Here is a 24,671-nt window from a genome sequence, read left to right as displayed (position 1 = left end):
CCGAAGCTGTGCATGGTCAAGTTGCATCTTGATTCTTTGGCGCCAGCGCGCAAGATTATTCCCGTGTTTTGATTTGGACGATATTTTCAACCGGGGGAGTGTTATGGGTTTCATCAAATTTACCAAGGGCACCTCGCTGAGCGACAAGGACCGCAAGGCCCTGCAAAAACTGCTCACCGACGAGAAGAAGAAGCTCCAGTCCGCGCTGAAGGAAGTCGACGCCAGCCTTTCGGTGCTGGGCGGCTCGAAGAAGGCCAAGAAGAAAAAGTAGGAGTCGGCGGCCGGGACGCCGCACGAATCTCCGGATTTCATTTCCGAATTTCGGCCGCTCGCCTGTCGAGTTGGGGTCTCGCACAAGCTTGCGGCTGTAAACCGGCCAGCAATCGACAAGAATTTGCCCGAGTGGACCGCTAGAAGCGATCCGCTCAGTCGCTTCCTGTTCAGTTGATTCTTCAGTCAGGGCCGGATTTGGCCTCCACCTGGCGCTATGGGCCCACTTGATGCCAAACGACGGAATTGAACTGTTTGTCGGACTGATCGAGAGCATCGATACGCCCGAAGTGGTCGATGGATGCCGGCGACTGCTCTCGGTCGACGAACGCATACGCGCCGGCCGCTTCAAGTTCGAGCGTCATCAGCGGCAATATATTTTTGCGCACGCGATGTTGCGCATGGCGCTCTCGCACGCGGCACCCGATGTCGCCCCAACCGACTGGTCGTTCTCAACCGGCCGCTACGGACGGCCCTTTGTCGCAAAACCCAGGCAAGCGACGGCCCTGCATTTCAGCCTGTCCCATGCCGACGGTTGTGTTGCCTGCGTCGTATCGAAGCACGAGGCTGTTGGCATCGACGTCGAGACCGTGTCGCGGCGTGTCGCGCCGCTATCGACCGCGCTTCGCTTCTTTGCGCCGGAGGAGGTCGAAACGTTGCGCGGCCTGCCGGAGCCGGCCGCAATCGAGCGTTTCTTCGACTATTGGACGTTGAAGGAGGCCTATCTGAAGGCCAGGGGTTTCGGGCTCAATCTGCCGCTCGATGCCTTCGCGATGCGGGTATCGCGGGAGGCGATCGGGATCAGCTTCAAGCCTGACATCGCCGACGATCCCGCAGGCTGGCGCTTCTCGCTATGCTCGCCGTCGCCTTCGCACCGCCTGGCGATCGCCGACGGCTCCCGTGCGGCCGGCGGCCTTCGCATCATCCGCAACGCGTGGCCGCTCCAGGAAGCGGCGGAATGATGCCGGCGCGGCTACGCGTGTTTCCAGCGATCTCGCGCAACCGCGATCCGAAGAAATATGTCGGCGAGCTGATGCGGGTGGCGGAGTTCGCCGACCACAACGGCTTTGAGGGCATTCTGCTGTTCGAGGGCAACGACGTTTTTGTCGAACCTTGGGCCATGGCCCAGCATATCATGGCCGCCACGACGCGATCTTCGCCGCTGATCGCGGTCAATCCGGTCTACATGCACCCGTTCACGGCGGCAAAGTTCGTGTCGTCCTTGGCGCAGCTCTACGGCCGCAAGGTCTATCTCAATATGATCACGGGGACCGCGATCAGCGATCTGCAGGGGCTCGGCGACCACCAAGCGCATGCCGACCGCTATATCAGGCTGGGCGAGTTCGTCACCCTGATGCGCCAGTTGCTTGCGAGCCCGCGCCCGGTGAATGTCAACGGCCGGTTCTATCGCGCCAGCAATCTGCAACTACGGCCACGCCTGCCGCCCGAACTGATGCCGGAATTTCTCATTGCCGGACAATCTGATGCGGCGCAGCGCGTCGCGGCGGAGACCGGCTGCATCAAGATGCAGATGCTGCCGCCCGATCTCGATCGCGGTCTCGGCGCATCAGGAATGAATTTTGGCATCTTCGCGCGCGAGAGTAGCGAGGAGGCGCGACGGGCCGCCAAAGCTCGCTTCCGCGACAACGCCGACGATCGCGAACTGCTCGCGCTCACGGTGGAGAACTCGGATTCCGTCTGGAAGCGGCGGCTGTATGAAGGGCAGAGCGGAGAGCTTCAAGATAACGGCTACTGGCTGCTGCCGTACCTCACCTTTCAGGCCGACTGCCCCTATCTGGTCGGTAGCTATGCCGAGATCGGCGCGAGGCTGAAGGAATTTGCCGCGAGCGGCCTGACCACCGTCATGCTCGACATGGTCGCAGACGAGAGCGAGATGCTGCACGTCTGCAAGGCGCTCAGAGCGAGCGGGATGTTCTAGATATCCCTCTCGTCATGGCCGGGCTTGTCCCGGCCATCCACGCCCTGCCGCACAGCACGAAGAACGTGGATGCCCGGGACAAGCCCGGGCATGACGATCTCCTGCGCGGAAAAGAGCCTGCCTCACCGTGCCGCTTCAAACCCCGCCAGTACCGAGGTCAGGTTCGCACCCAGAATATCCGACAGATATCCGCCCTCCTGCACGAACACAGTCGGCAGGCCCAGCTTCGCGATGGCCTGGCCGATGCGGCGGAAGCCAGGCGTGGTGACGGCGAGGCCCTTCAACGGATCGTGCTCGGAGGCATCCAGGCCGAGCGCGATCACGAGCGCGCCGGGCGCAAAGGATTCGATCGCCTTGCGCGCGACATCCAGCGCCTGGATATAGCCGTCATCACCAGTCCCGATCGCCAGCGGGATGTTGAGATTGGTGCCGAGGCCCGGACCTTCGCCGCGCTCATGCGCATAGCCCCACACGAAAGGATAGTAGGCGGTCGGATCGGCGTGGATCGAGATCGTGTAGACATCCGGGCGCGCGTAAAAGATCCCTTGCGTGCCGTTACCGTGATGGACGTCGACGTCGAGGATCACGACGCGCTCGTGCTTCTGCCGCAGATGCGCCGCGGCGATCGCGCTGTTGTTGAGGAAGCAAAAGCCGCCGGCCATGTCGCGGTAGGCGTGATGCCCGGGCGGACGGCAGAGCGCGTAGACCGCGTCCTCGCCGTCCATCACCATCTGCGCCGCGGTGACTGCGACATCGGTTGCGGCACAGGCCGCCGCCCAGGTGCCCGGACCAATTGGAGCTGCGGTGTCGGCCGTGTGCCAGCCGAGCTTGCCGACGATATGGGTCGGATAGGTCGCGGCATGGCGCACGGGATGGATGTTGCCGATCATCTCCGGACCGGAATCGCCCAGCGCCGTCCAGGCCTCCCAGGCTTCGCTGAGGAACGACAGATATTCCGGACTGTGAATGCGCGCGCGCGGGCCCTGGCCGAATCTCGTCGGCTCGACCAGTTGATGCTTGCCGTCCCTCAAGCCCTTGAGCAGGCGGTCAGCGCGTTCGGGCTGCTCGGTGGTGCGCTTGACGACACCGCGAACCAGAAAGAATTGCGGATCGTGGCTGCGGTGCAGTTCGGTATGGACGGCTTTCACTCAAACACTCCGTGATCGCGCTCTTTGACATGGCCACAGATGTCTTGATCGCTGCGGCGGCCAGATGCAAGCAAGAAGAATGCCGCACCTGCCGCAGCGCTCTGCGTCGGAAGCAGATCGGCCGAGAAAGTTCAGCAGCGCCCACGCTGGAGACAGTTCTCGCGGCCCTGCCTATCGGTGCGGAAGGACTCGATGAAGCCGCCCTGGCGCTGGGTGACGAAGACGGTCTTGCCGTCGCTGCCGCCGAAGGCGAGATTGGTCGGCTCCTTGGCCTTCAGCGCGATCTCGCGCTCGACCGCGCCGTTGGGTTTCATCAGCGATATCGTACCCTTTAGGATGCGCGCAATGTAAAGGCGGCCGGCGACGTCGGTACGCAGGCCGTCGATGGTGTCGGGCTGGAATGCCTTGACGAGCTTTGCGTCGGTGAGCGCGTTGCCATTGATGGTGTAGGACCAGACCTGGCCATTGCTGGATTCACCGACATAGAGCGTCTTGCCGTCGGGGCTGAGATCGAGGCCGTTGGTGGTGCCCATCGCGCGCGGCGCCGACATGATCTGTCCCTGCACCACACCATCCGCGGCTTTGGCGATGCGCCAGATGTGGCCTTCCCGACCCTTCCAGTTCGGGTCGCTCGCATAGATCGTGCCGTCGCGGGCGATCGTGATGTCGTTGGGCTGGTTCATCTCGTCGGAGTGAAACCAGACGACCGGCTCGGTCGTGCTCTTCGGGATCGCAAAGATGTTGTGCTTCTTGTAGTCGGCGACGAACATCGTGCCGTGGGAATCGAAGCGGATGGCATTGCCGACGCTTCCCTCGGGGAGCGTCGTGAAGGCTTCCGACGCCGCAGCCCCTGCGGGCAATCGACCGATCGTGCCTGATTTGCCGAAGTTCACGACAAAGAGGTTGCCATCGAGATCGGCGGCGGGCCCCTCAATGCCGTGTGTGTATTCGTCTGACGGCGTCACCTGCACGCTTTCGAACAGCTTGGTCTCAGCGGCGACGAGCGGTGTTGCGACAAGAAGCAGAAGGCTACTGCACAGGCACCAAAAATTCCTGCCGGACGTAATAGCCATCGTCGTCGCTGCACTCGCCATTCAAGTAAGGATCGGCCGGCCGGTAGAATCGGCTGAAGCCCAGTTTGTCTACAGCGTTCCTTTGTGTCACGACAACGACCTTGGCGGCCGGCATTTCGCCGCATTCCTTGTTCGTCTTGCTGAAGAACTTGCGCTGCGGCAGGCCGAGCCTGATCCGCATCGGTGTTCCCGGAACCATCTTGGCAACGAAGAGATCAGCGGTGTTGAGCAGAGCCTGGTAACCGGGCTCGGTCTTCGGCAGACCCTCCCCGCCCGGCGGCATCAGCTTCTCCGCACCGATGCCGCGCAGCCGCGTGCGCAGCCTGCTAGATGCCGGGTCGCCGGGATAGATCCAGCCATCCTGCGACAGCATGAAGCGGAGCACGGCTACGTCCTTGTCTGCATCAGACTGTCCCGCCTTCAGGCCGAAATCGGAATGGCAGCCGACACAGTGCTTTTCGACAAGGTTCTTGCGCAGCGTGGAGAGCCGCGTCTTGTTCTGCGCATCCTTGGCGACGAAGGCGGCAAGCTGGTCGATCAGCACCTGAGTGCGCGTGTCGCAGGGCAGCGGGGGCGTGGATCGCCGGCAGTGCGGTCGATGCGGATGATCGTCTGGTTCTTGTCCTCGACCAGCCAGATCGCACCATCGTCCGCAACCGTGATACCGGCCGGCGCGCCTTGCGGCCGCGCACCGTTGACGCGATGCCAGCCGACGACCAGTTCGTCGAACGGCGCGGCGGCAACATCGCCGGCGTCGGTTTGAAAATTGTGGGTCGGATCGGCGGCACAGCTGACGTGGTAGCGCACGGGTGCCGGAGCTGGCTTCGGGAAGCCGTGCTCGTCAACATCGTAGATCAGCACGCGACTGCCGGTCGGGCGATAGCCGTGCAGCCCAATCAGGAGCTTGCCTTCGAGCTCCGGAAATTTTGCGCCGTGATAATACAGCATCGCAAGCGGCGCGCCATGCGGCGGCAGCAGCGAGAGCGGCGGCTTGTAGAGCGCATTGGCCGAGCACAGCGACTTGTAGACGCCGGATTGCAGCACGAGCCTGAACTCCGGACTCGGCGTCGACAGGTCATAACAATAGGGCCAGCCATAGTGCCTGCCCTGTTCGATCGCATTGATCTCCTCGTTCGGCTTGAAGATATCTGGCAGGTCACGGCCGTTCTCGCCTTGCAGGAAAGCGTAGCCGGCGTCGGGAAAATTCGGGTGCAGCGCCAGCGCCAGCGAGTTGCGCAAGCCCCGCGCGTAGATCGTGTGCGGCGGATCGGGATCGTTCGGTTTCAGCGCCGGGAATATGCCGCCTGACGGCGGCGCGAACAGCCAGATCGCGGCCATCGCGGACGCGCCTTCGGCAGCCGCGCAAGGGTTCGTGATCGGTGCCGGCGTGATGCAATCGTCGTTGTGGGCGCCGATATTGACGAACAGCCGCCCGTTGCGATCGAAAACGAACTGCTTCAGCGGATGCGCCGCCTCATCGAGCTTCGTTCCGTCCGGCAGCGTGATGCGGCGGCCAGGCATGTGACGGATGATGGTCTCGACCGTGCTGCGCGGATTGTCCGCAAGCGGATCGAAGCGGAAGATCGTTTCAGCGGTCGAGGCATAGATTTTTTTGTCCGGCCCGATCACGAGCCCGAACGGATATTCGACCCCGGTCAGGAGCTCCCTGAACCGCTGGCCACTCGGCGCGCGGGGATCGAGCAGCAGCAGCCGACCGTCGGCGTGGCCCCAGCCGCCCATGTCGGCAACCACGAACAGGTCACGGCCGGGCACCCGGATGATCGATCGCGGAAATTTCAGATGGTCCTCTTCGCTGGCGACAAGGCCAGCGCAAAAGCCTGCCTTCATGTCGATCTGGAGCCTGGGAAAGGCGAGATCGCCGCTACCGCAAGTCTCCGTTCCCAGCGTATAGCCGCTTTTTCTCACGGGTTCGGACGCGGCGGGCGAAGCGAAGCCGAGAATGATCGCGGCCAGGGCGGCAACACGCACGCGCAAGCTTCGGCGTCCATCCTGCAGTGTGAGCTGAATCACGGCGGCCTCCCCGATTTTCGGGCGAAGGTTGTTCCATGCCGTGCGGGCCCCGTCCAGTTGAACATCACCGGCCTGTGATCAAACCCGCCAGGCGCGTGGTGCCGACCAACTTCCGTAGATTCCCTTACCGGGCTTGGCCCGAATGTTTTTCGCTTCGTTCGGGTGGTACCGATATGCCATCCAGTTCGCTTTCCAGAGGAGGCGTCTATGGTTCAGATGTATTTCCACTGCTCGAATGCTGAAGGCACGTTGATCGATCGCTACGGCACCGCAGTCGCCAGTCTCACCGAGGCGCGCGATCGCGCCGCCCAGATCATGCGCTCGATGATCCTGACGCCCGGCGCTGAAGACTGGCGCGATTGGGTGATCCATATCAGCGACGACGACGGCGAGGAGATTCTGGACCTCCCCTTCACCGCCATGCTCGGCAAGCCGCATTGAGGTGATGCCATGCTGTTCGCTTCTCTGACCCTGCTCCGCCAGCCCCTCACCTTCGTCGCCGGCAAATGGCAGACGCTGATCCGGGTCGCCGGCGCCCCCTACCGCCCCGAGCTGCACTATATGCGCGGGCCTGGCCCGAAATGGCGCGCCAAGTATCAGGCCAGCCGGCTGAACCGCGGGCTCTGAGTTCGGCGAGTTCGCCGCTTTTCGAAAACTGGTCACTCCACTCGTCATGCCCGGGCTTGTCCCGGGCATCCACGTTTTTGGTACAGGACAAAGGTCGTGGATGGGCGGGCCTTCGGCTCGCCGAAGCGGCTTCGGCCGCGCAGGCGGGACAAGCCCGGCCATGACGGCAAGAGATCGCGCCGGCTTCACCTGCCCGTAAACTTCGCCTTGCGCTTTTCGACGAAGGCTTTGCGGCCCTCGATCGCGTCGGCGCTTTGGCGAATAATGGCCTGAAGCTCGATCTCGCGACGGAACTGCGCCTCATAGCTGGCGTGCTCGCTCTCCTCGACAAGCGTGCGGGTGGCGACCAGGGCGCGCGTCGGCCCCTCGGCCAGACGGCGCGCCAGAGTCAGCGCCTCGTCCATCAGTTTCGCATCCTCGACGACCTGCCGCACCAAGCCGATCTCATGGGCGCGCTCCGCCGTCAGCGGTTCGTTCAGCAGCATCAGCTCGAGCGCGCGCTGCCGGCCGATCAGCCGCGGCAATAGCCAGGTCGAGCCGAGGTCAGGCACGAGCGCAATGCGACTGAAGACTTGAATAAAACTCGCCGAACGCGCTGCAACAATCATGTCGCCAGCCATCGCGAGGCTAAAACCGCCGCCGGCCGCGACACCGTTGACCGCAACGACGACGGGCACCCGGCATTGGCGGAGCGCCCTGAAGGCCGGCCAGTAGAAGCGCATCACGCCGGCGGCGAGGTCCTCACCGAGCGCCCCTGCTGCCTTCAAATTCTGTCCTGAGCAAAATCCGCGCCCCGTGCCGGTGAGGATGAGGGCGCGGACCTGCTCATCGGCAGTCATATCGGTGACCGCAGTTGCGAGCGCACCGAGCAGGTCCGGCGTCATCGCATTGAGGCTTGACGGCTCGTCGAGCGTCAAAATCCCGACCGCAACATCCCGCGCCTGCTTCACACCAGCCATGTCGCGTCTCCCTTTCGATGTTCTCGTTGGCGCCAATGTGCCATTCTTACGAGCGACAAAATCAGCACAAGCGATATCATGCCTCACCAGTTCAGCCTCAGCCAAACCGTCCGCAAACCCGCCGTCACTTCCAAGGGCGGCATTGTCGCTTCGCAATCACGGCGGGCGGCCGAGGTGGGAGCGCAGGTGCTGGCAGCAGGCGGCGACTGCGTCGACGCGGTCGTGGCGACCACCTTTGCGCTGAACGTGCTGGAGCCCTGGAACAGCGGCATCGGCGGCGGCGGTGTGATGGTGCTCTACCGCGCCAAGGACAATCGGTATGAGGTGATCGACTACGGCATGTCCGCGCCGCAGAGCCTGCGCGCCGCCGATTATCCGCTCAGTGGCGAAGGCGCGGCCTCCGATCTCTTCCCCTGGTCGCGGGTGAAGGATGACCGCAACATCCACGGCCCCGGCGCGATTGCGGTACCCGGCGTCGTCGCCGGGATGGAAGAGGCGCATCGCCGCTACGCCAAGATGCCGTGGAAGGATCTGGTCGCACCGGCTGCCGCGCTCGCCGGCGAAGGCCTGCTGGTCGATTGGTGGACCGCACTGACGATCACGGCCTCAGCGGCCGATCTGCGGCGTTATCCGGCAAGCGCAGCCACCTTCTTGAAGGACGGCCTGCCGCCGAGCCCGCCATGGGGCATCAAGTCCGAGATCCGGCTGCCGCAGGACGCGCTCAAGGCGACGCTGTTGCATCTTGCCGAGGCCGGTCCGCGCGACTTCTACCAGGGCGATCTCGCCAAGAGCATTTCAACGGACATCAGAGCTGACGGCGGCCCGCTGTCGGTCGAGGACCTCGCCGCATTCCGCGCTCACCTCCGTGAGCCGCTGGCGATCCCCTATCGCGACGGCAAGGTGTATGCGACCCCGGAGCTCACGGCCGGCCCGACCATGGCGCATGCGCTGCGGCTGTTGCAGCAGAGCCTGGAGCCGGCAAGCGCGCCGGACACAGCCACCTACGTAGAATATGCGCTCGCCTTGCAGGCGGCTTTCCGCGAGCGGCTCAAGGACATGGGCGATGCCGACGGCAAGCGCTCGCTCGGCGCCGAATATCTCGCGCCGGGCTGCACCACGCATTTCTCGGTGGTCGACCGCCACGGCAACATCGCCGCAGTGACGCAGACGCTGCTTTCCTCGTTCGGCTCTAAATATGTGACGCCGCACAGCGGCATCGCCATGAACAACGGCATCATGTGGTTCGATCCGACGCCGGGCACCACCAACTCGCTCGCGCCGGGCAAGCGCTGCCTCTGCAACTATACGCCCGTCATCGCCGAGACCGGGGGCGGCAAGCGCCTTGCGGTCGGCGCCTCCGGCGGACGACGCATCCTGCCGGCGGTGATGCAGCTCGTCTCCTTTGCGATGGATTTCGGCATGGATCTGGACGCAGCCATCCACCAGCCGCGCATTGACGCCAGCGAGGGCGCGGTCGTGATCGGCGACGTCAGGCTGCCGGAGGAGACACGCAAAGCCCTGGCCGGGCGCTTCGACTATCAGGAGAGTCGCGTGCAGGCTTTGCCGCAAAAATTCGCCTGCCCGAGCGTGGTGATGCGCGACGGCGACCTCAATTCGGGCGCAGTCGAAATCTTTCAGCCCTGGGCCGACGCAGTGGCGGAAGGCTGAGCATCCACGCGACAAGCATGCGCCGGCGACAACGATCCACGGATCGATGCGACACGGCACCAACCCGCGTTGAGCGAGCGCGCAGTTGCGCACCTTCACGAAAGCCACGACTTCCCCCCATTTGCAGGGAACTTACCTGCTCACGTCTCGTTCATTGCGTGGACAAATGCGCTTGCCCTGAATCGGGGCTCACCTGGAGGACATGATGAAAAAACTCGCCCTCGCCGCTTCGCTGATCGTTGCAGCCGGCCTCACGCTGACCGGCCCTGCGCTCGCCAAGGGCGGACATGGTGGTGGACATGGAGGCGGGCACGGTCATGGCCATGCGATGGGCCATCATTACCACGGCACGCCGCCCGGCTGGTATCACGGCCGAAAGGTCGGCTGGCGCGGTTACGGGTGTCCGCCTGGCCTGTGGAAGCAGGGCCGCTGCTGATATTCAATCTGCCAATCATGCAAGGCGTCGCTCCTCAGGTGGAGCGGCGCCTTCTTCAAATGCCGAGCCGGTCGCGCACGCGCCCTGCGAACACGGCCGTGGTCACGCCCACCGGCCAGAACGCGTGCATCGGGATCGGCTTGATGCCGGTGATGGGCATGTCGATCTCGGCCTTGGCGCCGCCGATCAGCCGCCGCGCGAGTTGCGCGCCCATCGCCGTTGCAAGCGCGACCCCTCGACCGTTGTAGCCGAGCGAGATCAGGATGCTCTCCGTGGGCTCGTGCACATGGGGATAGTGATCCCCGGTGATGGCGAGGCGGCTGTTCCAGCCATGCGTCCAAGCCACGCCTTTGAGCTGCGGCCATAGGCGCTCGGCATAACGCATGAGATAGGCAACATCGTTGGGCGAGCGGATCCAGCGCATCGGGCCCCGGCCGCCCATGAGAAGACGGTTTTGCTGATCGACGCGGTAATAGACGGTGATGTGGCCGCTCTCATAAAGCACGGGCCGCGTCGGCATGATCGACTGCGCGACGTCGTCCGACAGCGGCGCGGTGGCAGCAATCGACGAAAACACCGGCACGATGGTGCGGCGGAGCGCCGGCCAGAGATTGTCGGTAAAGCCGTTGGTGGCGAGCAGGACCTTGTCGGCAAGCACGACCGCGCGCGGCGTCTCGATGCGCCAACGCGAGCCCTCACGGCGCAGCGACAGCGCAGGCGTCTCGCCATGCACCTTCGCACCCGCCGAGATAGCCGCGCGCGCAAGACCGCGCGCGTAGCTGAGCGGATGCAAATCGCCACCGCGCGTATCCAGCATCGCACCGATGTAGCGATCGGTGCCCGTCATCTCGCGCAATTGCTCGCGGTTCAGGTAGGACACCGGCATGCCGCGACGGATGCATTGCTGCGCAGTCTTCTCGATCGCGGCGGCGCTGGCCTCGTTGTAAGCCGCGCGCAGCGTGCCGTTCTGCCGCGCCTCGCACGGGATCTGGTAGCGGCGGATCAGGTCGTGGGTGAAGTTCGTGGTGCCGTAGGAGAACGCGATCATGCGGCGGCCGAGTTCAGCGCCGAAATCAGCCTCGATCTGATCGGGATCGTGCTTCAGGCCGGGATTGGTGTGACCGCCATTGTTGCCAGAGGCGCCCCAGCCGGGCTCCTGCGCCTCCAGCACCAGCGCCTCGACACCCTGCTCCGCCAGATGCAGCGCCGTGGAGAGGCCGGTGTAACCGCCGCCGACGATCGCGACGGAAACACGCTTGTCCGCATCGAGCGGCGGCGTGTCCACCGGCGTGACGGCGGTGTCGGCATAGAGCGAGGGCGGCAGCGGCAGGCGCGTCATGGCGAGAACCGGTCAGAGCGGATGTAGCACGCGGCGCAAAAAGTCCTGCGTGCGCGGATGCCGGGGTTGGTTGAGCAGCGCTTTCGCGGGTCCTTGCTCGACGATGACGCCGCCATCGATGAACAGGACGCGGTCTGCGACATCGCGGGCAAAGCCCATCTCGTGAGTGACGACGACCATGGTCATGCCGTCGTCGGCGAGCTTGCGCATCACGCCGAGCACGTCTCCGACCAATTCGGGGTCGAGCGCCGAGGTCGGCTCGTCGAACAGGATCGCCTTGGGCTGCATGGCGAGGGCACGTGCGATCGCGACGCGCTGCTGCTGACCACCGGAGAGCTGCGGCGGGTGCGCGTCGGCCTTCTCGGCGAGCCCGACCTGGGCGAGAAGCGCCCGGCCTCGCTCGAGCACCTGCGCACGCGGCTCCTTCTTCACGAAGAGCGGTCCTTCGACGACATTCTCCAGCACCGATCGATGCGGGAACAGATTGAAGCGCTGGAACACCATCGAGACCTGGGTGCGGATCTTCACGATCGAGGGCGCGTCACGATCGACCTTCAGGCCCTCGACGCTGATCTCGCCCCGATCGTAGCTTTCGAGACCATTGATGCAGCGGAGGATGGTCGACTTGCCTGAGCCCGATGGTCCGATGATGCAGACCACCTCCCCCTTCTCGACGTTCGCCGTGATGCCCTTGAGCACCTCGACCTTGCCGAAGCTCTTGTGGACGTCGGTGAGCTCGATCATTTCTTGCCGGCTCGCTTCTCGAAGTGACGGACCAGCAGGATCAGCGGGATACTCATGGTGAGATACATCAGCGCTACCAGCGTGAACACGCTGGTGTTCTTGAAGGTCGAGGATGCGATCAGCTTGCCTTGCAGCGCAAGTTCGGCGACCGTGATGGTCGAGGCTTGCGAAGAATCCTTCAGCATCATGATCATGACGTTGCCGTAGGGCGGCAGTACGATGCGCACGGCCTGCGGCAGCACCACGCGGCGCATGGTGAGCCACCAGCCCATGCCGATCGACTGCGCCGCCTCGATCTGGCCCCTGTCGATCGCCTCGATGCCGGCACGAAAGTTTTCCGCCTGATAGGCGGAATAGGCGATGCCGAGGCCGAGAATGGCGGCCTGCAAAGCCGTCAGCGTAACACCGAGATCGGGCATCACGAAGTAGAGGTAGAACAGCAGCACGATGATCGGAATGCCGCGGATCACGTTGATCAGCCCGGCGCTGAGCATCGACAGCGCTCTTATGCCGGACACCCGCATCATCGCCCAGATCAGGCCGAGCACGGTCGAGAGCAGCAGCGAGCCGATGGTGACGACGATCGTCAACGCGACGCCGTTCATCAGGATCGGGAAGAACTCGGCGGCGTCGCGCCAGAAGCCTTTCATCTGAGAGCCTTCGATGCGCCGCGATCAGCCCTGGGCCTTCAGGCCCCATTTACCGAGGATCTTGTCGATGGTGCCGTTGGCCTTCAGCTTGGACAGCGAGGCGTTGATCTTGCCGAGCAGCGCGGTCTCGCCCTTGCGCACGCCGATCCCGACCGAGCCGACTGTGACCGGCTTGTAGCCGTCGACGAGACGCACCTCGGGGAAGCCGCCCTGCTTCAGATTGTAGGCAAGGATCGGATAGTCGGCGTAACCGGCTTTGAGGCGGCCGGTGTTCACGTCGCGCAGGATGTCCGGAATGGTGTCGTAGGCTTTCACCTCGGCGAACAGGCCGGTCTTTTTCAGCGCATCGACGAAGGCGGTTCCGACCTGGGCGCCGACCGTCTCGCCCTTCAGGTCATCCTGCGTGGCATAGGCCTTGGTATCGCTCTTCGGCACGACCAGGCCTTCGCCATAGGAGTAGATCGGGTCGGAGAAGTCGATGACTTCCTTGCGGGGCGCCGTGATGAACATTGCGGCCGCGATGATGTCGATTTTGCTCGATGTCAATGATGGGATCAGAGCTGAGAACTGCATCGGCTCGATCTGCACGTTGAACCCAGCGTCCTTGCCGATCTCGGTGACGAGATCGACCATGATGCCCTGGATGGAGTTAGTCTTGGTGTCGAGGAAGGTGAAGGGAATGCCCGTCGGTGTCGATCCGACCTTCAGCACCTGCTGTGCTTGAGCCGGCGTCACTGCAGCCATTGCAAGCGCCGCGATCGCGGCCAGACCAAAACGCTTCATCGCATCCCCCTTTGGGTCCGGCCGATGGCGGCTCTCGCACGTCGTGATCGCAGACGTTGCGGGCCGAGCCGTTTCGGCCTATTTTCACCAATATGAAAATTTGGTCACACTTTTTCGGATCACGCAAGCGGTTTTCATGCACATGAAGGAAGCAGGTTTGACGTGAGCGGTAGCAAGAGGATGCGCAAACCGGCCGCGGCAAGGGCGGCGAAGAAGGTGAGAAGCAAGGCCACTAGGCCGGCCGAGCCGGCGATGGACGTTGCGGTCGGCCGTCGCATCAGGGATCTCCGGCGGGTCAGGCAGTTTTCGCTCGAAACGGTCGCGGCGCGCACGGACCTATCGATCGGCTTTCTCAGCCAGATCGAGCGCGGCCTGTCGTCGCCGTCGCTGCGCGTGCTGGCTACGCTCGCCGACGTGCTCGGCGTCGGGATTGCCGCGCTGTTCGGTGCGAGCCCAAGTGCTGACGGTGCATCCGATCAGGTGGTGACGCGCGGACTGCAGCGGCCGGAGCTGAAGCTCTGGCGCACCGGCGTCTCCAAGCAATTGCTGAGCCCGGCCAACGCTGACAACAAGCTGAACTTGTTCCTGGTGCATCTCGAGCCGGGCGGCTCAACCGGCGATGAGCTCTACACCCATGACGGTGAAGAAGCCGGCCTCGTGCTCGAGGGCGAGATGATGCTGACCGTGGACAGCGAGACCTGGTCGCTGAAGACCGGCGACAGTTTTCGGTTTGCGAGCCGCAGACCGCACCGCTTTTCAAATCCGGCGCAAGATGCGAAGGCCGTCGTGCTGTGGGTGAATTGCGTGACGGGGGCCGGTTAAGTCACCGTCATTCCGGGACGATGCGAAGCATCGGACCCGGAATCTCGAGATTCTCAGGTGCGCAATTGCGCACCATAGTTCGCCTCCTCGAGGCGCCCCGGAATGACCCCACAATCACCCAAACCGATGCTGATACCGCTGCACCGACAGCGCACTCACATCCACGTCCGGCTTCTTGCCCGACAGCATGTCCGCGAGCACGCGCGCCGAACCGCAGGACATGGTCCAGCCGAGCGTACCGTGGCCGGTGTTGAGGTGGAGGTTGGAATATTGCGTCGGGCCGATCACGGGCGGGCCGTCCGGCGTCATCGGGCGCAGGCCGCTCCAAAACTTTGCCTTGGCGAGATCGCCGCCGCGCGGGAACAGGTCGGTCAGCGAATGGTCGAGCGTGGCACGGCGCGCATCATAAAGCTTGTCCGAATAGCCGGAGATCTCGGCGGTGCCGCCGACGCGGATGCGATTGCCGAGGCGGGTGATCGCGACCTTGTAGCTCTCGTCCATCACGGTCGATTCCGGTGCGCCGGAGGCGTCCTTGATCGGCACCGTGATCGAATAGCCCTTCACCGGATAGACCGGCAGCGAAATGCCGAGCGGCGCGACGAGACGCGACGACCAGCTGCCGAGTGCGAGGACATAATTGTCGGCCTGCAGCAGGCCGGCACTGGTCGCGACGCCGCTGACGCGTCCGCCTTCCGTAACGATGCGATCGATGCCGGTGTTGAACAGGAAGCGCACGCCGAGCGCCTGGGCATGCTTGGCCAGCGCCTGCGTGAACATGTGGCAGTCGCCGGTCTCGTCCTGCGGCAGGCGAAGGCCGCCGACGAATTTTTCTTTCACGCCCGCGAGCGCCGGTTCGACCGCGATGCAGCCTTCGCGGCTTAGCGTCTCGTAAGGCACGCCATATTGCTTGAGCACCGCGACGTCTTCGCCGGTGCCGTCGAGCTGAGCCTGATAGCGGAACAGCTGCAGCGTTCCTTGCGAGCGCTCGTCATATTGAATGCCGATGTCGCGGCGTAGATCGCGCAAGGAGTCGCGGCTGTACTCCGCGATCGGAATCATGCGGCTCTTGTTGACCGCATAGCGCGCGCTGGTGCAATTGCGCAGCATCTTGAGGAGCCAGACCCACATCACGGGATCCAGCTTCGGCCGGATCACCAGCGGGCCATGCTTCATCAGGAGCCACTTGACCGCCTTCACCGGCACGCCAGGACCTGCCCACGGCGACGAATAGCCGGGCGAAACTTCGCCGGCATTGGCAAAAGAAGTCTCCAGCGCCGGCTCAGGCTGACGGTCGACGACCGTCACGTCGTGGCCGGCACGGGCGAGGTAGTAGGCAGAAGTGACACCGATGACACCGCTGCCGAGGATCAGAACTTTCACGCTTGGTCAAACTCCCGCGGCATCACTCTCGCCGCTGCAAGATAAAACTCACCAGCGGCGAGAGCAATTATCAGGCCACCTTCTTGATGGCGTCTCCGAGGATCGAAACCATCTGGTCGATGTGGCTCTTCTCGACGATGAGCGGAGGGGACATCGCGAAGCTGTCGCCGCTCATGCGCAGATAAAGGCCGGTGTTGAAGCAGTCGACCATGACGTCATAGCCGCGCGCACCGACGACGCCGTCGCGCGGCGCGAGCTCAACCGCGCCCATCAGGCCGCAATTCCTGATATCGACGACGTTGGGCAGGCCCTTGAGCGAATGCAGCGCATCGCGCCAGTATTCGGCCATCGTGGCACCGCGCGTCAGCAGGCCTTCGTCCTTGTAGATGTCGAGCGTCGCGATGCCGGCCGCGCAGGCGGTCGGATGCGCCGAATAGGTGTAGCCGTGGAACAGCTCCATCATGTTCTCGGGACCGACCATCATGCCGTCGTGAACCTTGCGGCTGGCGAACACTGCACCGCACGGAATGGTGCCGTTGGTAATGCCCTTCGCCGTCGTCATCAGGTCCGGCGTGACGCCGAAGAAATTGGCGGCGAACGGCGTGCCGAGGCGGCCGAAGCCGGTGATGACCTCGTCGAAAATCAGGAGGATGCCGTGCTTGTCGCAGATCTCGCGCAGGCGCTGCAGATAGCCCTTCGGCGGCGGCAGCACTGCGGTCGAGCCCGGCACCGGCTCGACGATCACAGCGGCGATCGTCTCGGCGCCATGCAAACCGACCAGACGCTCGAGATCGTCAGCAAGCTCGGCGCCGTGCTCGGGCTGATCCTTGGCGAAGGCGTTGCGGGAGAGATCATGGGTGTGGCGGATATGGTCGACGCCTGGCAGCAGCGTGGTGAAGGCGCGACGGTTGGCGACCATGCCGCCGACGGAGGTGCCGCCGAAACCGACGCCATGATAGCCGCGTTCACGGCCGATCAGGCGGGTGCGGCTGGCCTGGCCGGTGGCGCGGTGATAGGCCAGCGCGATCTTCAGCGCGGTGTCGACCGATTCAGAGCCGGAGTTGGTGAAGAAGACGCGATCGAGTCCCTTCGGCGCGATCTCGGCGAGGCGCTCGGCGAAATCGAACGCCAGCGGATGGCCCATCTGGAACGACGGCGCGAAGTCCAGCGTCATCAACTGCCGCTCGACGGCGGCGGCAATCTGCTTGCGGCCATGGCCGGCATTGACGCACCAGAGGCCGGCGGAGCCGTCGATCACCTTGCGGCCGTCCACCGTGGTGTAGTGCATGCCCTCGGCCGAGGAAAACAGGCGCGGCGCCTTCTTGAACTGCCGGTTGGCCGTGAACGGCATCCAGAACGAGTCGGTCTTGATAGTGTTCGGAATCTGATGAAGGGTCACGGGCCACGCTCCTTTGCTGACGGATTAGCAGAGCCACGGCTTCACAAGCGCAACAAGTCCTTTTCTGCTGACCAGCAAGCCATTGATTTTGCTATGGCGGCCGGTCCATATTTGCACGATCCGCAACACTTGAAACAGGGCCAGAGGCATGAGCGTCGACATTGGTGGACGGCTGCGATTCATCCGGGCTCGCCACAAGCTGTCGCAGCGGGAGCTCGCCAAGCGGGCCGGCGTCACCAATTCAACCATCTCTCTCATCGAATCCAACCAGATGAATCCGTCGGTCGGAGCGCTCAAGCGCATCCTCGACGGCATTCCGATGGGGCTCGCCGAGTTCTTCGCGCTGGAGCCAGAGTCTCGCCGCAAGATCTTCTACCGCGCCGAAGAGCTGACCGAGGTCGGCAAGAAGCCGATCTCCTATCGGCAGGTCGGCGACAATCTGTTCGGCCGCAGTCTGCAAATTCTGAAAGAACGCTACGAACCCGGCAGCGACACCGGACGCGTGCATCTCGTTCATGAAGGCGAGGAAGGCGGCATCGTGATCTCGGGCAAGCTCGAGGTCACCGTCGAAGACGAGCGGCGCATCCTCAATCCCGGCGATGCCTATTACTTCGAAAGCCGGCGACCACATCGCTTCCGCTGCGTCGGCGGCAAGCCGTGCGAAGTGATCTCGGCCTGCACCCCGCCGACATTCTGAAGGCGACCGTACCCCTCCGCAATCATACGGAGCACCGGCATCTACGGTGCTTGAGCCAGCTCAATTTCTGCTGGCCCGACCGCTTTATATTACAGATGTAGCCGAGCAGCCTCGCGCAAAGGTGTTGAGGTTATGGCCCCGGACTCCTAGGCACTCCGGGGCCGCTTCGTCGGAGGTTCGCAGATGAAGATCATGCTCCCCAAGGCAGTAGCAACGCTCGACCAGCTCCAGCGTGATGCCGACAAGCTCCACACGCAAGAGCTGCGCAAGGCGATCGAGAAATATCTCGAGGAGCAGAAAGAGCAGATCAAGACGCTGCGCCGGATGATGAACTGACGCATGTCCAAAGCGCGCGGGACGTTGCGCGTTCGCCTGAACCGGGACGAGGTAACCGGCGACCAAGCAGCAGGCACCATCTGCTTCGATCCAAGAGCCGCTCATGCCCACGTCGTTCCGCCTCGCGCTGCTTGTAGCCGCGCTGTTCGCTCCCGCTTCTGCCCAGGCCATGGACGATTTCCTGCGCGCCAGCAGCAGCGGACCGATGACGATAATGTTCTGCGTGGCGAGCTCCGACGGCAGCAAGACCGAGGGCCCGAGCCAGTTCTGCCGGGAAGCCGGCTACGACAAACTCGTCGCCGCGGTCGATAGATCGTTTGCGGCCGCTCTCACCAAGGCTCCGGTCAACATCCGACCGTTGTTCAAGCGCGATCAGGCCTGGTTCAACGAGATGATCGGTGAGGCCGCCGACACCGTCGAGCAAGCCGAGGAAGCAGAACTCCGCGACAGTCTGGTCGACGCGCTCCGCCGGCGGGCAGCCACGCTCGACGACATCGCCCGCGGCTTCGGACGTGGTGGCCTGAGCGGCGAATGGGCCAACGCGCTCGGCGGCGTCACGCTCACGGCAACCGAGGCGGGCGCCCATCGCCTCGAGGCGGAGTTGAACTCCAACTATGGCAGCGACAAGCATTGGCGCTGCAAGCTCACCGCGATGGTCAAGCCGGCCGCCGACGGCTGGCACGTCGGCGTCACGATGCCGGCGCAACCGTCCGAGTCAGGTGCGAAGCCCGCAGAGCCGGTCGCGATCAAATTGCGACGGCAGGGCGATACGCTCCGCATCGTGCTCCTGGCAAACGAAGAGCAATGGTTCTCCTCCAACGATCCGGACTGCGATCGGCTCGGCCAGGTGACCGGCAGCTATTTTGCGAGCGGAAAGCAGGATGGGACCGACAAGACCGACACCAGCTTCGTGACTCCGACGTTCGACTGCACGCGGCCGGACACGGCGACCGACGAGGAAATCTGCGCCGACCCGGATCTGGCCGCGAACGACCAGCGGCTGAACCGGGCATGGAGAGCGCTGCTGCCGCGTCTCGACGAGACAACTCGCGGCGCGCTCACCGAGGACCAGCGCCACTGGGTGAGCGCCCAGACCTTGCAATACCCGGAATTCCTGCATCCGGCGTGGGAGAAGCACACCTCGGCGATGCACTACACCGTATTCGGGCGCGAACGTCTCAACAGCCTGCAACGCGAACGCATCGCGCTGCTCGAAGGATTCGACGACAAGCGCATCGGTCTTGCCGGCACCTGGCTCGCCTACAACGCCATCATCAAGGTCACCGTCGACAAGGACGGCTCGGTGGAAGCCCAGGGCTGGAAGTGGTCACAGGCCGACTGGAAGGGCGGCTGCGACTACGAGATCAGCGGCGACCTCAGGGGCAGCAGCTTCCGCTCCAGCGAGCAGCGCAAGAACGCTGGAGCGCGACCACGCCATGCTGGTCGTCAACAGGCTCGACGATGTCTTTGCCAGACAACGCGAGGGCAAGAACGACAACGCCGACGACGAGCCGAAATGCAAGCGCAACACCACGATCTCCTCGACCGCGCGGCTGTTTCCGGTCAAACCGTCCCAAGACATCGACAATCCGCCGGGCGCGATACGCTAAAAGCGCGATGCGATTCCGATGAATCGTATCGCGCTTTGTGGCTGCATCAATCTGCGGGTTTCAGAGCTGCGTCAGCAACTCCTCGATCCGGATCGGGAAACGGCGCACCCGCACGCCGGTCGCATGCCAGACGGCATTGGCAACCGCGCCGGCACTCCCGGTAATGCCGATCTCGCCAACGCCCTTGATGCCGAGCGCATTCACGTGCGGATCGTGCTCCTCGACCGTGATCACGTCGAGCGGCGGCACGTCGGCATTCACTGGGATATGGTACTCGCCGAGATTGGCATTCATGATCCGGCCGCTGCGGCGGTCGGTGATGGCCTCCTCGTGCAGCGCAAAGGACATGCCCCAGATCATGCCGCCAAACAGCTGGCTCTTAACCAGATGCGGATTGACGATGCGCCCCGCCGCGAAGGCGCCGACCATGCGGGTGACACGGATCTGGCCAAGCTCGGGGTCGACCTTAACCTCCGCGAACACCGCGCCATGGGCGTGCATGGCATACTCCTCCATTGCCGCCGGATTTGGCGCGCCGGTGCCGCGGGCCTCGACCTCGGCGAGGCCTGCTCGCGCGAGGATATCGGTATAGCTTTCGCTGCGGCTCTCGTCGTCGCGCCTGACCAACCGGCCATCGCGCGCGATCACGCCGGCATTGCCGGCACCGAACAACGGCGAGCGCTCGTCATTGGTGGCTAGATCCGCGAGCTTGGCGATGACGGCCGCGCCCGCGCTGTGAATCGCGGCGCCCGCGGTCGCGGTATGCGCCGAGCCGCCGGCAATGCCGGCATCGGGCAGGTCGGACGTGCCGGCCTTGAACGTGACGCGATCGATATCGAGCGCGACGGCATCGGCTGCGATCTGCGCCAGCGCCGTCCAGCCGCCCTGGCCCATATCGTGAGCACCAATCTCCATCGCACCGGAGCCGTCGCGCCGAAGCACGGCGCGAGCTTCAGCCTGGAACATCAGCGCGGGGAACGTCGCCGTGCCCATCCCCCAGCCGACCAGCAGGCCGGAATCGTCGCGCATCTGCCGCGGCTGGAGCGTGCGCTTCGCCCAGCCGAACCGCGCTGCGCCCTCATCGTAGCAGGCGCGCAGCGCTTTCGAGGAAAACGGCTTGCCCGTGATCGGCTCGACCTCGGCATAGTTCTTCAGGCGGAAGGCCAGCGGATCCATGCCGCAGGCAAAGGCCATCTCATCGATTGCGCTTTCCAGCGCAATCGACCCCGTCGCCTCGCCCGGCGCACGCATGAACAGCGGCGTGCCGGTGTTGACACGCACGGCGTCGTGCGAGGTACGGATCGCGGGCGCCGCATAGAGCGTGTGCGAGGCATCGGCGGCAGGCTCATAGAAGTCGTCGAACGTGCTCGACACGGTGCGCGCGTGGTGATCGAGCGCGATCAGGCGCCCCTCAGCGTCGGTGCCGATGCGCAAGCGCTGACGCGTCGGCGCGCGATGGCCGACCGGGCCATACATCTGCTCCCGGCGCAGCACCAGCTTCACCGGCCTGCCGACCAGCTTTGCGGCCATGATGCCGAGCACCGGCGGACCTGCCATGAGTCCCTTGGAGCCAAAGCCGCCGCCGAGGAAAGGGCTGCGGATGTGGATCTTGTCGTGCGGGATACCGAACAATTCGGCGACGCGCGCCAGCGACAGCATGAGACCCTGGGTCGGCATGTCGATCTGAAGACTGTCGCCGTTCCAGGCTGCCACAATCGCATGCGGCTCCATCGCGTTGTGATATTGCGGCGGCGTCTCGTAGATCGCGTCGATTCTCTTGTCGGCCGAGGCAAGGCCCGCCTCGACGTCACCGCGATGATGTTCCGCGGGATTGCCGACCCCAACGACCGGCGGCACGTAACTATCGTCGGCATCGAGGCCGACGAGAGCGGGCAGCGTCTCGTAGCGCGGCGCCAGCAGCACCGTGCCTTCGGTCGCAGCCTCGAGCGTCTCGGCGATTACGACAGCAATGGGCTGATTGGCGTAGCGGACCTCGTTGCTCTGCAACACCTCCATCCGGAACACGAACGGGTTGGTCTTGATCTCCGGATCGATCGCGAGCTGCGGCTTGTGGTCCGGCGTCATGACATCGACGACGCCGGGATGGCGCTTGGCGGCAGTGACATCGAGCGAGGTCACGCGGCCATGCGCGATGCTGGACACCGCCATCACCGCAAACAGCATGCCGGGCGGATGATTGTCGGCGGCATAGGTCGCCTGCCCCTTGACCTTGAGCACGCCGTCACGGCGGGTCAGCGGCTGGCCGATGTTCGAACCATGGCGGAGATGGGCGGGAGCGCTGGTGAGATTGAGCTCAGGCATGGATGGCTCCAGACGAAGCAAAGGGAGATGCCGGTAGCGCGGGGATACGCGCGGGCGTACCGGCGGCGGCAAGGGTCAGCGCGCGCGCGACGATGCGGCGCGCGAGCTCGATCTTGTAGGCGTTGTTGCCGGACGGTTTTGCGTCGGTGAGCGCACGCCATGCGGCTTCCTGGAAGGCATCTGCCGTTGGCGAGACGCCCTTCAGAACCTCTTCCGCGGGCCGGGCACGCCAGGGCTTTGCGGCAACGCCGCCAAGCGCAAGCCGCGCGTCCGCGATTTTGCCGTTCTCGATCCGCAGCGCCGCCGCGGCGGAGACGATGGCGAACGCGTAGGACGTCCGCTCGCGGACCTTGAGGTAGCGCGCATGCGCGGCAAAGCCGCGTGCGGCAGCCGGCAACCGCACAGCGACGATCAGATCGCCGGGTTCAAGCACGGTTTCACGCTCAGGCGTATTGCCGGGCAGACGATGCAATTCGTCGAACGGAATTTCGCGGCGACCACCTCTGCCCTCGACCTCGACGATGGCGTCGAGTGCGACGAGCGGCACGCAGAAATCGGACGGATGCATGGCGATGCAGCTCTCGCTCCAGCCGAGCACGGCATGGGTCCGGTTCTCGCCGTCGCGGGCGTCACAGCCACTGCCGGGCTCGCGCTTGTTGCAACGGCTGGCGGTGTCATAGAAATAAGCGCAACGCGTCCGCTGCAGCAGATTGCCGCCCACGGTCGCGGCGTTGCGCAGTTGCGCCGAGGCACCGGAGAGCAGCGCTTCGGCAACGGCCGGATAGGCCTTCGCGAACTCGACATCATGCGCGAGATCGGCATTGCTCACGAGGGTGCCGATGCGCAACGACCCATCACCGAGCCGATCGATCCGATCGAGCCCGTCGAGATGAGTGACATCGACCAGCCGATCCGGCCGGCTGACATTGCCCTTCATCAGGTCGAGCAGATTCGTGCCGGCGGCAAGATACGCCGCGCCCGGCTGGGCGGCGGCGGCAATGGCTTCCTTGACCGTCGCGGGCCTGACGTAATCAAACTGTTTCATGCCGAGCGCCTCTGGTTGGATTCATCGGCACCCGCCTGCGCCTCGAGCACGGCATCGACGATGCCGGCATAGGCGCCGCAGCGGCACAGATTGCCGCTCATGCATTCACGGATGCGCTCGGGATCGCTGCCCGCCTGAGCTTCCTGCATCATGCCGATCGCGCTCATGATCTGGCCGGGCGTGCAGAATCCGCACTGGAAACCGTCATGGGCGATGAAGGCGGCCTGCACCGGGTGAAGCTGGTCGCCGCGGGCGATGCCTTCGATGGTGAGGATGTCGGCGCCGTCATGGCTGATGGCGAGCGCGAGACAGGAATTGATGCGCTTGCCATCGACATGAATGGTGCAAGCGCCGCATTGGCCGCGGTCGCAGCCCTTCTTGGTTCCGGTGAGATGGAGGCGCTCACGCAGGAGATCGAGCAGCGTGACGCGGGGATCGTCGAGGACGAAGTCGCGCCGTGCACCGTTCACGGTGAGGCTGATGGAGTGGTTCATACAAGGCTCCGATCAGAAATGGACATGGCCCATCGCTCGGCGCCCACCGCCGTGGCCGCCGTCGATATCTGCCCGTTCGGAGGTGGTCCGGACTGGCGTGTCACGGAAGATACGGAGGCACCCTCCGCTTAACAAGGGTCGTCGAAAAATATTTGGAATTCGTCAAAAGCCCGTGCGCAGACAACGCGATGCAGCCAGCTAAGGGTTCAATCTAACCAATTCGTGATCTACATTGCCTGCCATGGACGACCACAGCGACCAGACCCGCAGGCCTCGCGCCGATGCCGTGCGCAATCGCGAGCGTGTGCTCGAAGCAGCCAAGGCGGTGTTCAGCGCCGGCGGTCCGGAGGCGAGCCTGGAGGCCGTGGCCAAACGCGCCGGTGTCGGCATCGGCACACTGTACCGGCATTTTCCGACGCGCGAGGATTTGTTCGAAGCGGTGTACCGGCGTGAGGTCGAGCAGCTCAGCGAGTTCGCCGAGCAATTGAAGAGCGCGAAGGATCCGGTCGATGCATTGAGGCGCTGGCTGCGCTCAGGTGTCGAATTCGTTGCCACCAAAAAGGGCATGGTGGCCGCCCTGGCGCTCGCAGTGCAGAGCGGGTCCGAGTTGCATGCCTTCTCGTTCGATCGGCTGACCAAGGCGACCGGCTCGCTGCTCGACCGTGCGGTCGCGGCCGGCGAGATGCGAGCCGACATCAGTCCGGAGGACTTGCTGCGTGCGTTCTTCGGCATGTGCTACATCCACGACCAGCCCGGCTGGCAGTCAACCGCGCTACGGCTCCTCGACGTGTTCGTGGACGGCCTGCGCACGCAGCCAGCATCCAAAACGAAGGCGCGAGCCACCAGGCCAGCGAAATCGGCAGCGAAGCGAAAGCGGTAAGCGCGGGAATGTGCTAGGG

The 24,671-nt window shown here is 64.2% G+C and carries 24 protein-coding genes and 1 pseudogene; 12 read left to right on the top strand and 13 right to left on the bottom strand.

Going from position 1 to position 24,671, the window contains the following annotated elements; genetic code table 11:
* Positions 1 to 103 precede the first annotated feature (103 nt).
* The 3 genes from BM374_RS38925 (at position 104) to BM374_RS32310 (ending at position 2,209) form a co-directional block, all read left to right on the top strand.
* Positions 104 to 271 (top strand): hypothetical protein, encoded by a 168-nt coding sequence (locus tag BM374_RS38925; protein ID WP_164938853.1) that lies wholly within the window; start codon positions 104 to 106, stop codon positions 269 to 271.
* 229 nt (positions 272 to 500) lie between these two features.
* On the top strand, positions 501 to 1,232 hold the full coding sequence (locus tag BM374_RS32315) for a 4'-phosphopantetheinyl transferase family protein (RefSeq protein WP_092302228.1): 732 nt from the start codon (positions 501 to 503) through the stop codon (positions 1,230 to 1,232).
* Positions 1,229 to 2,209, top strand: a complete 981-nt coding sequence (locus tag BM374_RS32310) for an LLM class flavin-dependent oxidoreductase (protein ID WP_092302226.1) — start codon at positions 1,229 to 1,231, stop codon at positions 2,207 to 2,209. Before BM374_RS32315 ends, BM374_RS32310 begins: the two co-directional genes overlap by 4 nt.
* Before the next feature lie 122 nt (positions 2,210 to 2,331).
* On the opposite strand, the gene BM374_RS32305 is transcribed toward BM374_RS32310, so the two are convergent.
* The 3 genes and pseudogenes from BM374_RS32305 to BM374_RS32295 all read right to left on the bottom strand — a co-directional run bounded on the left by BM374_RS32305 (position 2,332) and on the right by BM374_RS32295 (position 6,404).
* Positions 2,332 to 3,357 (bottom strand): histone deacetylase family protein, encoded by a 1,026-nt coding sequence (locus tag BM374_RS32305; protein WP_092302224.1) that lies wholly within the window; start codon positions 3,355 to 3,357, stop codon positions 2,332 to 2,334.
* A gap of 131 nt (positions 3,358 to 3,488) precedes the next feature.
* A complete protein-coding gene (locus tag BM374_RS32300; protein WP_177248692.1) occupies positions 3,489 to 4,430 on the bottom strand; it encodes an SMP-30/gluconolactonase/LRE family protein in 942 nt (313 codons plus the stop codon).
* Positions 4,387 to 6,404: pseudogene (locus BM374_RS32295) on the bottom strand (PQQ-dependent sugar dehydrogenase). Before BM374_RS32295 ends, BM374_RS32300 begins: the two are co-directional and overlap by 44 nt.
* A 264-nt stretch (positions 6,405 to 6,668) precedes the next feature.
* Between BM374_RS32295 and BM374_RS32290 the strand changes: the two are divergent.
* Together BM374_RS32290 and BM374_RS38920 are read left to right on the top strand one after the other, a co-directional pair.
* Complete coding sequence (locus tag BM374_RS32290; RefSeq protein WP_092302220.1) at positions 6,669 to 6,902, top strand: DUF6894 family protein; 234 nt, start codon at positions 6,669 to 6,671, stop codon at positions 6,900 to 6,902.
* A gap of 9 nt (positions 6,903 to 6,911) precedes the next feature.
* Positions 6,912 to 7,088: a hypothetical protein gene (locus BM374_RS38920; protein WP_177248691.1), complete on the top strand. Its 177-nt coding sequence runs from the start codon at positions 6,912 to 6,914 to the stop codon at positions 7,086 to 7,088.
* A gap of 185 nt (positions 7,089 to 7,273) precedes the next feature.
* On the opposite strand, the gene BM374_RS32285 is transcribed toward BM374_RS38920, so the two are convergent.
* A complete protein-coding gene (locus BM374_RS32285) occupies positions 7,274 to 8,047 on the bottom strand; it encodes an enoyl-CoA hydratase-related protein (RefSeq protein ID WP_092302219.1) in 774 nt (257 codons plus the stop codon).
* 78 nt (positions 8,048 to 8,125) lie between these two features.
* Here BM374_RS32285 and BM374_RS32280 point away from each other — a divergent pair, with 78 nt between their 5' ends.
* Positions 8,126 to 9,715 carry a gamma-glutamyltransferase family protein gene (locus tag BM374_RS32280; protein ID WP_092302217.1) on the top strand — a complete coding sequence of 530 codons (1,590 nt, stop codon included), beginning with the start codon at positions 8,126 to 8,128 and terminating at the stop codon, positions 9,713 to 9,715.
* Positions 9,716 to 9,920: 205 nt separating this feature from the next.
* Positions 9,921 to 10,151: a hypothetical protein gene (locus tag BM374_RS38915; RefSeq protein WP_177248690.1), complete on the top strand. Its 231-nt coding sequence runs from the start codon at positions 9,921 to 9,923 to the stop codon at positions 10,149 to 10,151.
* A 55-nt stretch (positions 10,152 to 10,206) separates the two neighbouring features.
* Here the strand turns inward: BM374_RS38915 and BM374_RS32270 are convergent, their stop codons facing one another.
* The 4 genes from BM374_RS32270 to BM374_RS32255 are packed head-to-tail and all read right to left on the bottom strand — an operon-like array spanning position 10,207 to position 13,667.
* Entirely contained in the window at positions 10,207 to 11,490 is a 1,284-nt protein-coding gene (locus BM374_RS32270; RefSeq protein ID WP_092302215.1) for an NAD(P)/FAD-dependent oxidoreductase, read from the bottom strand.
* A 12-nt stretch (positions 11,491 to 11,502) separates the two neighbouring features.
* Positions 11,503 to 12,234: an amino acid ABC transporter ATP-binding protein gene (locus tag BM374_RS32265; protein WP_092302213.1), complete on the bottom strand. Its 732-nt coding sequence runs from the start codon at positions 12,232 to 12,234 to the stop codon at positions 11,503 to 11,505.
* Entirely contained in the window at positions 12,231 to 12,884 is a 654-nt protein-coding gene (locus tag BM374_RS32260) for an amino acid ABC transporter permease (RefSeq protein ID WP_092302211.1), read from the bottom strand. The genes BM374_RS32265 and BM374_RS32260 overlap by 4 nt, the downstream gene beginning before the upstream one ends.
* 24 nt (positions 12,885 to 12,908) lie before the next feature.
* Positions 12,909 to 13,667, bottom strand: coding sequence for an ABC transporter substrate-binding protein (locus BM374_RS32255; RefSeq protein WP_092302209.1), 759 nt, complete (start codon positions 13,665 to 13,667; stop codon positions 12,909 to 12,911).
* Between the two features lie 180 nt (positions 13,668 to 13,847).
* On the opposite strand from BM374_RS32255, the gene BM374_RS32250 reads away from it, so the two are divergent.
* Complete coding sequence (locus BM374_RS32250) at positions 13,848 to 14,489, top strand: helix-turn-helix domain-containing protein (protein ID WP_177248689.1); 642 nt, start codon at positions 13,848 to 13,850, stop codon at positions 14,487 to 14,489.
* Positions 14,490 to 14,603: 114 nt separating this feature from the next.
* Here the strand turns inward: BM374_RS32250 and BM374_RS32245 are convergent, their stop codons facing one another.
* Both BM374_RS32245 and aptA read right to left on the bottom strand, forming a co-directional pair.
* Positions 14,604 to 15,869, bottom strand: coding sequence for a D-amino acid dehydrogenase (locus tag BM374_RS32245; protein ID WP_092302204.1), 1,266 nt, complete (start codon positions 15,867 to 15,869; stop codon positions 14,604 to 14,606).
* 70 nt (positions 15,870 to 15,939) lie between these two features.
* Complete coding sequence (gene aptA / locus BM374_RS32240) at positions 15,940 to 17,268, bottom strand: omega-aminotransferase AptA (protein WP_092302202.1); 1,329 nt, start codon at positions 17,266 to 17,268, stop codon at positions 15,940 to 15,942.
* A gap of 148 nt (positions 17,269 to 17,416) precedes the next feature.
* Here aptA and BM374_RS32235 point away from each other — a divergent pair, with 148 nt between their 5' ends.
* The 3 genes from BM374_RS32235 (at position 17,417) to BM374_RS32230 (ending at position 20,075) form a co-directional block, all read left to right on the top strand.
* On the top strand, positions 17,417 to 17,965 hold the full coding sequence (locus BM374_RS32235) for a cupin domain-containing protein (protein WP_028180135.1): 549 nt from the start codon (positions 17,417 to 17,419) through the stop codon (positions 17,963 to 17,965).
* Between the two features lie 183 nt (positions 17,966 to 18,148).
* A complete protein-coding gene (locus BM374_RS38910) occupies positions 18,149 to 18,301 on the top strand; it encodes a hypothetical protein (protein ID WP_177248688.1) in 153 nt (50 codons plus the stop codon).
* A 391-nt stretch (positions 18,302 to 18,692) separates the two neighbouring features.
* Positions 18,693 to 20,075 carry a lysozyme inhibitor LprI family protein gene (locus BM374_RS32230; RefSeq protein ID WP_210188613.1) on the top strand — a complete coding sequence of 461 codons (1,383 nt, stop codon included), beginning with the start codon at positions 18,693 to 18,695 and terminating at the stop codon, positions 20,073 to 20,075.
* On the opposite strand, the gene BM374_RS32225 is transcribed toward BM374_RS32230, so the two are convergent.
* From BM374_RS32225 to BM374_RS32215, 3 genes are read right to left on the bottom strand one after another with little or no spacing between them, the layout of a single operon-like run.
* The gene (locus BM374_RS32225; RefSeq protein WP_092302198.1) at positions 19,972 to 22,233 is read right to left on the bottom strand and encodes a xanthine dehydrogenase family protein molybdopterin-binding subunit; all 2,262 of its coding nucleotides are present in this window, start codon (positions 22,231 to 22,233) and stop codon (positions 19,972 to 19,974) included. The genes BM374_RS32230 and BM374_RS32225 overlap by 104 nt on opposite strands.
* Positions 22,226 to 23,278: an FAD binding domain-containing protein gene (locus BM374_RS32220; RefSeq protein WP_092302195.1), complete on the bottom strand. Its 1,053-nt coding sequence runs from the start codon at positions 23,276 to 23,278 to the stop codon at positions 22,226 to 22,228. Before BM374_RS32220 ends, BM374_RS32225 begins: the two co-directional genes overlap by 8 nt.
* Positions 23,275 to 23,772: a (2Fe-2S)-binding protein gene (locus BM374_RS32215; RefSeq protein WP_092302193.1), complete on the bottom strand. Its 498-nt coding sequence runs from the start codon at positions 23,770 to 23,772 to the stop codon at positions 23,275 to 23,277. Before BM374_RS32215 ends, BM374_RS32220 begins: the two co-directional genes overlap by 4 nt.
* A gap of 241 nt (positions 23,773 to 24,013) precedes the next feature.
* On the opposite strand from BM374_RS32215, the gene BM374_RS32210 reads away from it, so the two are divergent.
* Positions 24,014 to 24,652, top strand: coding sequence for a TetR/AcrR family transcriptional regulator (locus tag BM374_RS32210; RefSeq protein ID WP_092302191.1), 639 nt, complete (start codon positions 24,014 to 24,016; stop codon positions 24,650 to 24,652).
* Positions 24,653 to 24,671: the final 19 nt, after the last annotated feature.

This window comes from Bradyrhizobium sp. Ghvi, from assembly GCF_900115265.1.
In the GTDB taxonomy this organism is placed as follows: domain Bacteria; phylum Pseudomonadota; class Alphaproteobacteria; order Rhizobiales; family Xanthobacteraceae; genus Bradyrhizobium.
Note: the sequence above shows the minus strand (reverse complement) of the source record. Positions and strands in the feature narration are given on the sequence as shown.